General features: G+C 55.0%; 12 protein-coding genes. 5 read left to right on the plus strand and 7 right to left on the minus strand.

Annotated features, from left to right (window positions below):
- Positions 1 to 67 precede the first annotated feature (67 nt).
- From AC2FPW_RS19840 to AC2FPW_RS19855, 4 genes are read right to left on the minus strand one after another with little or no spacing between them, the layout of a single operon-like run.
- Positions 68 to 394, minus strand: a complete 327-nt coding sequence (locus tag AC2FPW_RS19840) for a cytochrome o ubiquinol oxidase subunit IV (protein ID WP_496815071.1) — start codon at positions 392 to 394, stop codon at positions 68 to 70.
- Positions 387 to 1,019 (minus strand): cytochrome c oxidase subunit 3, encoded by a 633-nt coding sequence (locus tag AC2FPW_RS19845; RefSeq protein WP_480773623.1) that lies wholly within the window; start codon positions 1,017 to 1,019, stop codon positions 387 to 389. The genes AC2FPW_RS19840 and AC2FPW_RS19845 overlap by 8 nt, the downstream gene beginning before the upstream one ends.
- Entirely contained in the window at positions 1,016 to 3,106 is a 2,091-nt protein-coding gene (locus tag AC2FPW_RS19850) for a cbb3-type cytochrome c oxidase subunit I (protein WP_496815072.1), read from the minus strand. The genes AC2FPW_RS19845 and AC2FPW_RS19850 overlap by 4 nt, the downstream gene beginning before the upstream one ends.
- Positions 3,103 to 4,062, minus strand: coding sequence for a cytochrome ubiquinol oxidase subunit II (locus tag AC2FPW_RS19855; RefSeq protein ID WP_496815073.1), 960 nt, complete (start codon positions 4,060 to 4,062; stop codon positions 3,103 to 3,105). Before AC2FPW_RS19855 ends, AC2FPW_RS19850 begins: the two co-directional genes overlap by 4 nt.
- Before the next feature lie 185 nt (positions 4,063 to 4,247).
- Between AC2FPW_RS19855 and AC2FPW_RS19860 the strand changes: the two genes are divergently transcribed.
- From AC2FPW_RS19860 to AC2FPW_RS19880, 5 genes are all read left to right on the plus strand, one after another.
- Positions 4,248 to 5,483: a lytic murein transglycosylase gene (locus AC2FPW_RS19860; RefSeq protein ID WP_496815074.1), complete on the plus strand. Its 1,236-nt coding sequence runs from the start codon at positions 4,248 to 4,250 to the stop codon at positions 5,481 to 5,483.
- Positions 5,484 to 6,126: 643 nt separating this feature from the next.
- Positions 6,127 to 7,020, plus strand: coding sequence for a UTP--glucose-1-phosphate uridylyltransferase GalU (galU, locus tag AC2FPW_RS19865; protein WP_496815075.1), 894 nt, complete (start codon positions 6,127 to 6,129; stop codon positions 7,018 to 7,020).
- Positions 7,021 to 7,091: 71 nt separating this feature from the next.
- Entirely contained in the window at positions 7,092 to 8,531 is a 1,440-nt protein-coding gene (locus AC2FPW_RS19870; protein WP_496815076.1) for a mannose-1-phosphate guanylyltransferase/mannose-6-phosphate isomerase, read from the plus strand.
- A 174-nt stretch (positions 8,532 to 8,705) separates the two neighbouring features.
- Positions 8,706 to 9,770 (plus strand): DUF2793 domain-containing protein, encoded by a 1,065-nt coding sequence (locus AC2FPW_RS19875; protein ID WP_496815077.1) that lies wholly within the window; start codon positions 8,706 to 8,708, stop codon positions 9,768 to 9,770.
- 381 nt (positions 9,771 to 10,151) lie between these two features.
- On the plus strand, positions 10,152 to 11,456 hold the full coding sequence (locus AC2FPW_RS19880; protein WP_496815078.1) for a UDP-glucose dehydrogenase family protein: 1,305 nt from the start codon (positions 10,152 to 10,154) through the stop codon (positions 11,454 to 11,456).
- A 42-nt stretch (positions 11,457 to 11,498) separates the two neighbouring features.
- Here the strand turns inward: AC2FPW_RS19880 and AC2FPW_RS19885 are convergent, their stop codons facing one another.
- The 3 genes from AC2FPW_RS19885 to AC2FPW_RS19895 all read right to left on the minus strand — a co-directional run bounded on the left by AC2FPW_RS19885 (position 11,499) and on the right by AC2FPW_RS19895 (position 13,880).
- Entirely contained in the window at positions 11,499 to 12,557 is a 1,059-nt protein-coding gene (locus AC2FPW_RS19885; RefSeq protein ID WP_496815079.1) for a helix-turn-helix domain-containing protein, read from the minus strand.
- Between the two features lie 64 nt (positions 12,558 to 12,621).
- A complete protein-coding gene (locus tag AC2FPW_RS19890) occupies positions 12,622 to 13,359 on the minus strand; it encodes an anti-sigma factor family protein (protein WP_496815080.1) in 738 nt (245 codons plus the stop codon).
- On the minus strand, positions 13,356 to 13,880 hold the full coding sequence (locus tag AC2FPW_RS19895) for an RNA polymerase sigma factor (protein WP_496815081.1): 525 nt from the start codon (positions 13,878 to 13,880) through the stop codon (positions 13,356 to 13,358). Before AC2FPW_RS19895 ends, AC2FPW_RS19890 begins: the two co-directional genes overlap by 4 nt.
- Positions 13,881 to 14,190: the final 310 nt, after the last annotated feature.

Below are 14,190 nucleotides of genomic sequence, written 5' to 3' on the forward strand. Positions count from 1 at the left end.
TTCCGCTATTGGTGGTCCTGCCGAAAGCCAAATCTCGACCCGCCACCCCGCTTGTTTCAAATACGCACTACATCAAGTGCATGTGCATTCGGGTGGCCAAATTGCCCAGAACCCAGACGGTGCCAAGGATCATGATCATCAGAACCAGTGTCGAAAACAGCACCAGATGCAGATCTTCGCGGCTGCTGCGCCGACGGTCGATATGCAGGAAGTAGACAAGCTGCAACACAAGCTGCGCCAATCCAAGCAACCCGATGGTCAGGTAAATACCAACCGTTTCAATCCCATAAACCTGCGCTACGCCAAACATCGCTAAGGTCAGCAAAAGCGAGCCACCGTACCCGATCACATAGCGCCGACGCTCGCGACGATGCATTTCAGAGCGCTTATCCATAGGTCAGACCTCCGAAATACACGATGGTAATGATGCCAATCCAGATCAGATCGAGAAAATGCCAGAACAACGCCAGCCGCACCACGCGCGAAATAACCACATCCGTCATGCCCTTGACGCGTAGCTGGATACCCAAAACGATCAGCCAAAGGCATCCAGTCGCAACGTGCAGACCATGAAGCGGGACCAACCCAAAAAAGGCTGACAGAAAACCGCTGCGCTGCGGAATGCCGCCTTTTTCCGCCATGGCCATGAAGTCAAGCACTTCCAGCACCAGAAAACCAAGCCCCAGCACAAGAGTGACGCCAAACCACAAGACAATGCGACCGCGCGGCAGATTGTACTTCAGCGCCAGCATGGCAAGACCCACTGTCAGGCTGCTGGTCAGCAGTATCAGGGTTTGCGCAAAAACACTTTTCAGATCAAACAACTCGTGCGGGCCGGGACCACCTGCCTGTGCATCGATCATTGTTATGTAAATCGCAAACATGAGGCCGAAATAAACCAGATCGCTCATCAAGAAGACCCAGAACCCAAAGGTGACAACCTCGGTCGCCTTGTGGGCACTGGCGTGATGTTCTCCCAGATTGATACCGGGATAGCTGTGTGTCGGCGCGCGCTTCATGTCACCACCTCCAGATCCGGGCGGGCAAGGCCGCGGTTTTCCGAAGAAGTTTCTGAGTCGCGATCAACCGCCGCTTCGCTGTGGACCAACGCCAACCAAGCTTCGTGATCCCTTCGCACCTCTTCCGCGGGGATGGTGAGTTCTGTACTGTCATCAAATGTCCAGATGATCACCGCAAGGATCATCAAAACCGTCATTATCGCGGCAAGCCACCAGATCCACCAGACCAGCGCAAACATCCATATGCCGCTGAGAACGCACAGGACAATGCCAATTCCCGTGTTTCGGGGCAGTTCGATATCTTCATAAGCGTCTGGTGTTGGATAGGCTGTTCCTTTTGCCTTCTGTGCCGTGAATTCATCCCGATCCGTAACCTTGGGGATGATCGCAAAGTTGTACGCAGGAGGCGGTGAAGGGATAGTCCATTCCAATGTGCGACCATCCCAGGGATCCCCAACAGGAACGCGGGTTTGGTCGCGGTCACGAATGCTGACCCATAGCTGGATCAGGACCGAGAACAATCCACAGGTAATAACTATCGCTCCGATGATGGCCACGATCATGAAAGGGTGGAAAGACGGATCGCTATAGCTGAAAGAGCGGCGTGGCATGCCCAACAGCCCGACGAAATAGAGCGGCATGAATGTCAGCAAAAACCCCCCGGTCCAGCAAAAGACAGAAACCCGGCCCCAGAATTCGTTCAGTCGGAATCCAAAGGCCTTGGGGAACCAGTAATTGTATGCCGCCAACAATCCGAACAACACGCCAGGCAATAACGCGTTGTGGAAATGAGCTACCAAAAACAGCGTATTGTGAACCTGGTAATCTACGGTTGGGTTTGCCAGGATCACACCGCTCAGCCCACCGATGGCAAACAGCATCAAAAATGACAACCCATAAAGCATCGGCACCGAGAATCGAATGCGCCCCCGCCACAACGTCGCCATCCAGTCATAGACTTTCACGCCGGTTGGGATGGCAATCAGCATGGTCGCAATGCCAAACACCGCGTTGATCAGCGCGCTTTGACCCATGGTGAAAAAGTGGTGCAGCCAGACCGTGAACGACAACACTGCGATCGACATGGTCGCAATAACAAGCGAGTTGTAGCCATAAAGCCGTTTGGCCGAGAAGGTCGCAAACACCTCGGAATAGATGCCATAGGCAGGCAAAACCAGCAGGTAAACCTCGGGGTGGCCGAACAGCCAAAACAGATTGGCATAGTTCATCATGTTGCCACCGAGGTCGTTTGTGAAAAAGTGGAAATCAAGATAGCGATCAGCGGCAAGCATCAGCGCGGCGACACCCAAAGGCGGCATAGCAAAGACGATCAAGATCGAACTGCAAATGATTGTCCAGCAATACATCGGCAGCCGCATGAACGTCATGCCCGGCGCGCGCAACTTGTAGATCGTAACGGCAAAATTGATACCCGTCAGCGAGGTGCCAATGCCCGAAACAACGATGGCCCAGATCCAATAATCCGGCCCAACACCGGGATTGAACGCTGCGCCGGTATACGGTGGATAGGCTGTCCAGCCGCCGGTCGAAAACTCTCCAATCACCAGCGACACCATCAGCATCATGCCTGACGAAACCGTAAGGCCCAGACTAATCTGGTTTAGTCGCGGGAACGCCACATCGCGCGCGCCGATCATCAGTGGGACGATGTAATTCGCAACACCAAAGACAAAGGGAACGGCAACAAAGAAGACCATGATTGTGCCGTGAGTGCTGAAAAGCTCGGCAAAGTGTTCGGCTTCGAGGAAACCGTCGCCGGGCCCGGAAGCCTGCTGCGCGCGCATGACAACGCCTTCAAGCACACCGCGTGCCAGCATCACGATGGCAAAGACGATATACATGACACCGATCTTCTTGTGATCGACGCTGGTCAGCCAATCGCGCCACAGGGGTGTCCACAAACGAAACCAGCTCAGCAATCCTACGACAACCACAGCGCCAATAATCACAACAGCTGCGGCTGTATTGGCCACGATCTCATTAGTATTTGGGTTCTGGATCAACCCGGCAATCGGAAAAGCGTCCCAACTCAGACGCCCGAAGAAACCTGTCTCGGTTGGCGTCATTTTTGCGCCTCCTGCCCAAATGTTGCAGTTCCAGGCTGTAGATCGATGGGCAGCGGCTGACCGCTGTGGTAGCGGCTCAGGATATTCAGGAACAGATCGTCTTCTATTGTGAAGTAGAGCGCATCATCCGGCATCCGAGATGTTCCCAAAGTGGCCTGAACTTCATCCCTGTCTGTCCGCATGGCCAGTTTCCGATAAGTTGCCACATCTAGTTGGATGCTGTTGTTACGCACTTTTTCGACCCAAGGGTCGAAATCCTCACCACTCATTGCGATGGTGCGGAACTTCTGCTTGGTAAAGCCCCGTCCGTTGTACTGAGTGTTTTCACCCTGCATCACTTCCGGCGCATCCGCGACAAGATGTAACTGGGTGGTCATGCCCGGCATCGCATAAATCTGTCCGGCCAGCGCGGGTATCATAAACGACTGCATCACGGTATCGGTTGTCAGCGTCAATGCAACTTGCCGCTTTGTCGGAATTCCGAACTCTCCCACAGTGGCGACCCCAAGATCGGGGTACAGAAACAGCCACTTCCAATCCAGACCGACAACCTGAACCCGCAGCGCCGGATCTTCACCAAACGGTGCCGAATACGGGTCAAGCCGATGCGTCGCCTTCCAAAGATAAAAAGACAGCAAGGCCACGATTATGACAGGCACACCCCACATGACAAATTCCAGCTTGGCCGAGAAATCCCAATCCGGCGCGTAGGGCGCAATGCGGTTGCTTCGGCGGCGATACCGAAACGCTATTATCGGGACCAGCACCAATACCGGGATAACGGCCAGCAGGATCAATACGGTCGCCCGAAGCAAATGCGTTTTCTGAACTGCCGCTATTGGGCCTTGCGGGTCCATAAAGCTGTCGCTGGCCAAAGCTGGTTGCGCCGAAACGATCAACAGGAGCACAACGACAAGCCTGAGCAAGGATGGATTTGATGAAATGACTTGTGCCACAGCTGACTGTCCTCTCCTCATCTCAATCCCATGCAACTATCGGCAAGCGGGTGAAATTTCTCAAGAGTTTTCCGAACCACAAATTGCCAACCTCAACTTACTTTCAACTTTGGGTGTAAAGAGCTACGGGTCGCGCGGCATCTTCCCGTTGACTTGCAAGGCCAGTCGGGACAGATAAATCGTCAATGCGTATTTTGCTGTTCACTCTAGGATTGATCATTCTGTCCCAGACCGCACTGGCACAGGATCGTGCAGCAATTGAACGCCAGTTTCAGTCGTGGTTGTTGGAGACGATCTGGCCGCAGGCGCAGGCCAAAGGTGTTTCGCGCAACACACTGCAACAGGCGTTTTCCGGTGTTACTCTGAACTGGGACCTGCCTGATCTGGTTCCCCCCGGACATAAACGCAAAACGCCCAAGGCGCAAAAACAAGCCGAGTTTGGATCGCCCAGCCGGTATTTCAATCCGGGGTCAATTCAGGGCGCAATGTCTATCGGGCGCAGGATGGCGAGGCAACACTCTGCGATTCTTGCGAAAGTCGAAAGCAATACAGGCGTTCCTGCTCGCATCATTCTGGCAATCTGGGGCAGAGAGAGTGGCTATGGGCAGGTGCCGATCCGCCATGATGCGTTCAGGGTTTTGTCGACCAAGGCATTCATGAGCACGCGCGCGGACTACTTCACGGCCGAGCTTATCGCGGCTCTGCAAATCGCGGAGGCAGGACCCCTGCCAGCCCGGCAAATGAAAAGCAGTTGGGCAGGCGCGTTAGGACAACCCCAATTCATGCCATCAAGCTATTTGGCTTACGCCGCAGATGGCAACGGCGATGGGCAGGTCGATATCTGGGGGTCATCCGATGATACAATCACATCGATTGGCAACTACCTGAAACAGCACGGCTGGATCGCCGGGCGTGACTGGGGTTTCGAAGTGTCTGTGCCGGCAACCGTTTCATGTGCATTGGAAGGACCTGATCAGGGGCAGTCAATCCAGCAATGGGAAGCGATGGGCATAAACCGGGTCTCGGGCAAACCTTTTCCAGCCCACGAGATGCAGGGGGTGGGTTACCTGATGATGCCAGCAGGACGATTTGGTCCTGCTTTTCTCGTCACTCCGAATTTTCACGTTTTGAAGGAATACAACAAAAGCGATCTTTATGCTTTGTTCGTCGGCCACGTCGGTGACAGAATCCAATTTGGAAGCGGTGATTTCAAGGGGCAATGGGGCAAGGTCGGTGGCTTGTACCGTTCTGACATAGCAAAGATGCAGGGCGCGCTGGAAAGCTTGGGGTACGATGTTGGAGGCGTTGACGGCTTGCCAGGTTTCAAAACCCGTCGATCCATAGGCAGATGGCAGGAAACGAAGGGTGTTGCACCCACCTGTTTTCCCGAAACCTCAATGACAACGAAACTGGTCCGATAAGGCGCCAAGCATGCGTTGAACGGTCCCTCGCGACTTGCTTGAGCATCTTATAGCTAGTCGCAACAGACCGTCGTTATCACCAATCTTTGCGGTTCCGGCCATATTGTTGCCCATTCGAAAACGGACTTGATGCGTCAGATCATGTATTTCCAAGACGCTTGGTTGTTTGCCGACGGGATACTTGTGCACATAAGACACGTTACTTGACGCAGCTTGCGACTAAGTGAGCCGTGTTAATTTCAGCTGCACAGTCCCTGCCATCTAAATTCTTTTCGGCCGCGCAGTCCTAAACTTCTCGTCATAACAAGGCGCTATGCCCATCCAAAGAAAATATGCAGGACTCCGTCCGGGAGTTTTTCAAGGCGACCGACGCCGCTCCAAACATATCAACTTTCCGTGAACGACAAATCGTCGTCAGATTTTTAGCACAGAGTTATAGCGGAAGGGTCTCTGGGAACTGTGGTTCAGGCCTTGTATACAGGAAACACCGGAGTCGGCTTTTGACTCATCTGGACCGAGGTGGCACGATTTGGTCAATAACGGCCGGCACACCGGGCATGATTGATTGACGCGGTTTTGAAGACTAAGAGGACATTCCGGATGTTTTCTGCTTTTCCGGCCAAGATTTGTTTTGAGAGGCACCATGACACGTAAAGTCACCAAAGCAGTTTTTCCAGTGGCGGGAATGGGAACCCGGTTTTTGCCGGCAACCAAATCTGTTCCGAAAGAGATCATGACGTTGGTGGATCGCCCGCTGGTGCAATATGCAATCGATGAAGCGCGCGCCGCTGGTATCAAAGAATTCATCTTTGTGACTTCTCGCGGGAAATCCGCGCTTGAAGATTACTTTGACCACAACCTTGTCCTCGAACAGGAACTAATGGCCAAGGGCAAAAACAAGCTTCTCGATATCTTGAACAAGACGAATATGGAAAGCGGCGCGATTGCCTATATCCGCCAACACAAAGCCCTGGGGTTGGGGCATGCTGTATGGTGTGCACGCCGTTTGATAGGCGATGAACCCTTTGCTGTAATGCTGCCTGACGATGTGATTGCTGCAGATAAACCATGTCTGCAACAAATGGTTGAAGCCTATGAGGAAACGGGCGGCAACATGGTGGCAACGATGGAAGTTTCACCAGAAAAGACCAGTTCGTACGGCGTGCTGGATGTCGTCGACAGTATCGGCCCGGTCATTCCGGCCAAGAGCATGGTCGAAAAACCCGAACCCTCAAAAGCGCCATCCAATCTGGCAGTTATCGGTCGCTATATTCTCCGACCTTCCGTGTTGAACAACCTGAACGCAATGAAAACCGGAAGCGGCGGTGAAATCCAACTGACTGATGCAATCGCCGAGGATATCGCATCCGGCGTGCCCGTTTTTGGATACAAGTTCAACGGGCAGCGTTTCGACTGCGGCTCAAAATCCGGTTTTCTGCAAGCGACCGTTTCCTTTGCCCTTGCCCGTGACGACCTGCGTGATGATCTGAGCCAATATCTGAATGACATCGTTGCAACTGGAAAAGCGGCCCAGTAGCCACGGGATCTCCCATTCCACAAAAAGAATTGAACAATATCGTTGGTCATCAGCAATTCAGGGGCACGTGTATGAACAGAACGGTCTATCCAGTCATCCTGTGTGGTGGTTCAGGAACGCGTTTGTGGCCCCTGTCGCGCAAAAGCTATCCCAAGCAATTCGTTCCACTTGTCGGCAAAACCAGTCTGTTACAGGATTGTGCCGACCGGATGCTTGGACCCTCGCATACGCCCTATGCCAAACCGCTGGTTCTCACCAACGAAGCTTTTCGGTTTATTGTACCTGAACAGCTGACCGCTATTGGGATCGACCCCGGTCCGATTCTGATTGAGCCTGAAGGGCGAAACACGGCCCCTGCCGTACTGGCGGCTGCGTTGTACCTTGCCTCGCGTGATCCGGATGCCATCATGCTGGTCGCGCCTTCAGATCATGTGCTTCCAAACAAGGCCGCTTTTCATCAGGCCGTCGCCACAGGCGTGCGCGCAATTGCCGAACGAAGCGATCTGGTGACATTTGGCATCACGCCCACTCGACCTGAAACCGGGTATGGCTACTTAAAGCTGAACGACGCCCCAGACGCGTCCGGGGGTGCAGTTCGCCTGGATCGGTTCGTGGAGAAACCGGATTTGGAAGCCGCGCAGGCGATGGTGAAAGATGGCAGTTACCTGTGGAATTCCGGCATCTTCCTGTTTGCGGTACGTGACATAGTTGCAGCATATGAAAAATACGCAAGCACCCTTGTTGCACCTGTCCAAAAGGCCGTCGACAGCGCAAAGGCAGATTTGGGGTTCCTGAGATTGGACCCTTCGGCTTGGGCTGACGTCGATGACATCTCGGTCGACTATGCGGTCATGGAAAAAGCCCCCAACCTCAGCGTGGTTCCGTATTCCGCAGGTTGGTCGGATGTTGGCAGTTGGACGGCTGTTCAAGAATTGTCAAACCCTGATGAAAACGGCGTCGCGACATATGGGGAAGTAACCACAATCGACTGCCGCAACGTTCTGATACGATCAGAATCACCTGCGCAGGAAGTGGTGGCAATGGGGCTTGAGAACATTATCGCAGTTGCGATGCCGGATGCTGTGCTGGTTGCTGGCATGGATAAAGCTCAGGACGTCAAGCAGGCTGTCGCTGCCTTAAAGGCTAAAGGGGCCAAACAGGCAGATACGCTTCCGGTCGATCACCGCCCCTGGGGCTGGTTTGAGAGCCTCGTGATCGGTGACAGATTTCAGGTCAAGCGAATCCATGTGCATCCTGGCGCAGCGCTCAGCCTGCAGTCCCATCACCATCGGTCCGAGCATTGGATTGTGGTTGAGGGCACCGCCAAGGTTACAGTTGATGATCAGGAACGGTTGGTCAGCGAAAACCAGTCTGTCTATATCCCGCTGGGTGCCGTGCACCGGATGGAGAACCCCGGCAAAGTACCCATGGTTTTGATCGAAGTGCAGACCGGTACCTATTTAGGCGAAGATGACATCATTCGATATGAAGACATTTATGCCCGGGACTAAGCGGCGACTTAGTTCTCCATAGGCCATACTCGGGTCGGCTTGTCCCCGGGGATACTCAAGTTAACAGATTATTTCCTGTGCGGTCGGCGAGGTCAGACGGGATTGACGCGTCTTACGGCAGAGTGGCGCGCAACCGACTTTCGGACCGACAGCCACAGGAGGACCCTCGTGTCAATGACCTCACCCAGATTGCGCCTGCCTTTTCTACAACCTTCGCAGGCTCAAAAGCACGTCACCCACAACGAGGCACTACGACAGCTTGATCTGGTCGTTCAGCTAACAGTTCAGACAACCAATGCCAGCACCCCGCCCGTTGTCCCCGAGCAGGGTGATATCCATGCTCTGGGCGTCACCCCCACCGGGGACTGGGCCGGACATGCAGGAGAGCTTGCCGCATGGCTGGACAACGCCTGGCATTTCTTGACCCCGTATGCGGGCTGGCGCGCCTGGGACGAGGCCACTGGTGAACTGAAGTTCTGGAATGGGTCTGACTGGCTGCCCTTGCCCGTCAATACTCAGAACCTGAATGGTATTGGGGTGGCAACAAGTTCGGACGCTACGAATCGCTTGTCTGTCCGAAGCCCGGCAACGCTTCTGAGCCATGAGGGCGGCGGGCATCAGCTGAAGATCAACAAGGCGGGTGCCAGCGATACAGCATCGCTGGTGTTTCAGTCGAACTGGACCGGTCACGCTGAAATGGGGTTATCCGGAAGTACGGGGTTTTCAATCAAAGTGTCCCCTGACGGAGGTACCTGGACGGAAGCTCTGACTTTTGACCCCGCGACCGGAACAGCGGCTGGTGCGGCTGTTCAGGGCGATGCGACGGATACCACTTCGGGTCGCTTGATGCGTGCCGACTACGGTTATGGGCCGGGTAACCTTCTGGGGTCGGTATCAGAAGTTGGCGGTATACCAACCGGTGCGGTCATAGAGCGCGGAAGTAACACCAATGGCGAATTTACACGTTTTGCCGATGGAACCCTGATCTGCACCGCCGCGTTGCATCCTGTCGCATGCACGGCCGCGGAAGGCGTATTGTTCGCAAGCGCTGCAATGACGTGGAACTACCCAGCGCCATTTTCCTCTGCGCCAAGCGTTAGTGGCAGCGCTGGAGCCAATAATCGTTTCATCGGGTTTGATGTGCCCGGAAACACTCAAGCCACGTGCAAAGCCCTCTCTGTAACTTCGGATACAGCGGCTTTTTCACCAAGTGTCATCGCCATAGGGCGCTGGTTCTGAGCACAGCTGCCGCCTGAACTGTGGTTCGGGCGGTTTTTTTGCGTCGTCGGTCCATTTCTATAGCAATCGCCAATTCCATTGGGCCCGCTACAGCCGCCTTGCTCCGGGCGGAAAGTGGGCGGCGCAACACCGCCCGCTTAGTGGCTGTTTATTACTGGTCCATGCCCAGAATTGTATCTTTTCAGCTGACAATGGACGTGATTCAACAAGTTCTGCGCAGCACGACGGATTGTAAAAACTCTGTTCCCGCGCATATTGCCTCAAAAACAACAAGAAAACATGGGAACTCAGCAACCATACCTGTAAATCATTGAAACCGGCGCTGGATTCTTCGATTGTGCCCGCGCCGTTGATAGTAATTGGTATAAAAGGATTTGGCAGATGCGCATTGCAATGATCGGCACCGGGTATGTGGGCCTTGTTTCCGGTGTGTGTTTCTCGGACTTCGGTCATGATGTGATTTGCGTTGATAAGGCTGAGCAGAAGATCGATATGCTCAAAGCCGGACAGGTGCCAATTTATGAACCGGGTCTGGACGTGCTGATGGCGCGAAACGTCGCGGCTGGCCGCCTGAGCTTCACAACCGATCTTGCAGCCGCAGTGGACGGCGCGGATGCTATCTTTATTGCGGTTGGAACGCCAACCCGGCGTGGAGACGGCCATGCGGATCTGACCTATGTGATGGCAGCGGCGGAAGAAATCGCTCAGGCTGTCACCGGGTATACCGTTATCGTCACAAAATCGACTGTGCCCGTCGGAACAAACCGAAAAGTGCAGGAAACAGTCAAGGCTGCTAACCCCCAGGCCGAATTTGACGTGGCTTCGAACCCTGAATTCCTTCGCGAAGGCGCGGCAATAGACGATTTCATGCGTCCGGACCGCGTTGTGGTCGGCGTCGAAAATGACCGCGCTGCCGAGGTGATGGCAGAAATTTACCGCCCTCTTTACCTGCGCGACTTCCCGATCCTGACCACCGATCTGGAAAGCGCCGAGATGATAAAATACGCCGCCAACGCGTTTCTAGCGACCAAAATTTCCTTCATCAATGAAATCGCCGGGCTATGCGAAAAAGTTGGCGCGGATGTCAAAGAAGTATCGCGTGGCATTGGCCTTGACGGGCGGATTGGCAACAAATTCCTGCATGCAGGACCTGGCTACGGTGGTTCATGTTTTCCAAAAGACACGGCCGCGTTGGCCAGGATCGGGCAGGACCACGCGCATCCGATGCAAATCACCGAGACCGTCATCCGCGTGAATGACGAAATCAAGAAACGGATGATCGAGAAAATTCGAGACGCATGTGACGATCATTTCAACGGCAAGACCGTGACGGTTCTGGGTGTCACGTTCAAGCCCAACACGGACGATATGCGCGACGCACCTTCGCTGTCCATCGTCCCCGCCCTGATTGGCGGTGGCGCAACGGTGCGCGTTGTTGACCCTCAGGGAAAATCTGAAGGAGAAGCGCTTTTGCCGGGCGTCGAATGGTGCGACGACCCGTATATCGCCGCGCAGGGCGCGGATGTTGTTGTGCTGCTGACGGAATGGAATGAGTTCCGCGCGCTGAACCTTTCCGAAATTGCAGCATCTATGAACACAGCCAGGATGGTTGACCTGCGCAACATCTACTCGAAAACTACAGCGCTGAAATCGGGGTTCGAAACCTACGTCGGTGTTGGACGCTGAAAGCGCCCGTCCAATCTTACCGTTTCGCAAGTGGTTGACGGGTCATAGTGCGGCTGTCCAAACCCGGTAACGGCCTTGGCCAGTGACTTCACGCACCAGACCTCTCCGGGTGAACAGATCGAAATTCCGCTGAACCGCCGCGCGCGAAGAGTTGGTCAAGTCTTCCGCAAGCGGGGCCGAGACCATTGGCCACGCCGCCAGAGCATCAATCAGTCGTGGTGGGGTGCGGCCGCTCATATCTTGCGTCGCGTCGCGGGCCTTGCCCTCCCAGACACTGATCCTGTCGAGGTGCAGCAAGGCCGCAAGAACCGCTTGCCCGGCGCCCTGTATCCAAGACCCCAACTTGTCCGTCGGCCCACCCGTTCCGCGCAACGCACCCGGACCAGACAACGCCAGAGGCATGAACATTGCGCCGCCCCGCCCCATCGAAGCCGCGTGCCGCGCAGCGATAATTGCCGCCTCGGTGTCTTGTCCGACGCCCTGTGATATAGCTCGCCAAGCATGAAACGCGATGGCCGATTGTGTTACCGGGTGCAGCCTTTCCGCATTCTGCATGACTTCGGCTAGATCAACGATCGCTTCGGGCGTCGCATCAGAGCCCTGAGCCAGACGGTCAAGAAACGCGGTCAACCCACTTTCCCACCCGCCACTAGCAGGGCCAGCGCCTGAGCTCAGACGGCGTACGGCCCAACCTGCCCGAAACAGCGCCTGCACGTCATCGTGGGTCGCGCCGATCCTCAGACCCGTCCACAAAGCCAGGCGGTCCACGCTGACCCGATCCCCTGTCCACCACCCCAGATCGGACGTTTCCATAAGTGCCAAACGGTGCGTCCACCCCTCAGGCCCCGAACGCAGCCGCTCGTCCAGAGCACCAAAGGTCAGGGCAAGATCAGCAAGCTCTGCCGACAGTTCTGATTGTGCCGAATGCCAATCGCGCGGATCGAATAACGGGCGCTGATCTGATCGGGGACCGGGCAGAAAGAAATCTTCCTCCACGTCCTGGTCCGGGGGCAAAAACCAGGGATCATCCTCTTCTGCCGGATCGCCGTCATAGATGCTGGCTGGGCCAAGATCATCGACCTCGTCTTCTGGAAGGGGCATGGTTTTCTTCGACGTCATACCCGGCATTCTTCGGGCATTTGCAACAGTTCACAAGGGTTTTCCATCAGCCCGAGAATGTGCGGGTCAACACTTCCAGTTCGTTGCTTAAATCCGTCTGTGGGGAATTGCCCAACAGCATATATCCATAACCGCCCTGCTCCCACTTTGCAGTTGCCAAACCGCTCAACACCGTTTGTTGGACTTCGGTATTTGGGGCATTCGGTCCCTGGCGAATGACACAGAAGGCAAGTGGTCGACCCTGATCATCGGCAAAAACCACTTGGATCAAGGGCTTGCCATTGAAGGAAAGAACCTGCGCCCGCTTCAGCTCCAGCCCTGGCAAGGCTTCCAGTGTTTCCTGATTCAGCGTTCGTCCCAGTTCGGCTTCGGCCATTGCAAATTGCTTGGCCAGCGACGCGTCCGAACTGTCCAGCGATGCAATCGTTTCCGGCACGTAAAGTGATTGATAGATCGCGGCCTGCTGGGCCCAGCTTAAATCTGCTGGCCGGGTGGCCCAGAATGTTACGGCGACGGCTGCAAATGCCGCGCTGGCCGCCACCGCAATAAGACGCAGAAACCCGTTATTGGCGGGCCGCGTCGTTATTTCCGGCAGGTCCACCTTCGGCGCTTCAGCGGGCAGGTTCTCAAAAACATCCCGAACAACAGGCGCAAATGGATCCAGCGCTATCAGACGATGTTCCAGCGCAGCGTCATCTTCAACCGCAGCCTCAATGGCGCGGGTCTGAGCCTCGTCCAGGCTGCCTTCCAGATACGCTAGAAGCGTCTCGTCGGAAAACGTCATTTGCCACTCCGTCGCGCGCTGTCCGCTGCATCAATCTGCATCACGGTTTTAAGTTTCTGCCGGGCATTCGAAAGCCGGCTCATGATCGTGCCAATTGGAACCTCCAACAAGGCAGCGGCTTCGCGGTAACTGTACCCCTCAACGAAGACGAGCATTACCGCTTCACGCTGTGCCTCTGGCAACTGCATCACTTGAGTAAACACTTCAGCCGCGAAAATATTCGTTTCTGTATCCGGTCCCGTTGCAACCAGATCCGCTTCGGGGGTCACCGACAGCGCCTGCGCGCGCCGAACCGACCGTGAACGCAGCTCATTCAGCCAGATCGATCGGCAGATTGTCATCAACCAGCTGTCCAGTCGGTTGTGCGACGTCACCTGATGATGTCGTTCGAGCGCGCGCAAACATGTGGCCTGCAACAAATCGTCAGCCACGTCCGAGGTACCCGATAATGCCAGCGCAAACCGCCAGACACGCTTTGAATGCGTCTGAACCGCATCGCGGACGGCTTGTTCAGAAGTCATCTCGGCTCTCATCGAATGATCGCGACCTGCTTGTGTTTCTCAATCGCGGACCGGACCCGCAAGGGCAGAATTGTCATATTTAGCGGTGAAATGAAACGAAACTCCTGCTCCATGCAGTCACGTTTGCGTCTGTAATTGTTGCAGCGCCTGTTTTTGCAACCAACTTGGCGTTGGATATTGGCCAATTGCGACGGTTGTTTTGGTTTCGACCAAAGACATGGTGTTCCGATGCACATTAGCCGTTCAATAGCGGTATTGGCTTGGTTGAGTTTTTTGGTTTTGGTTGCGGGTTTGGTGTTGAGGTCTTATT

The organism is Ruegeria sp. SATB027, from assembly GCF_059613825.1.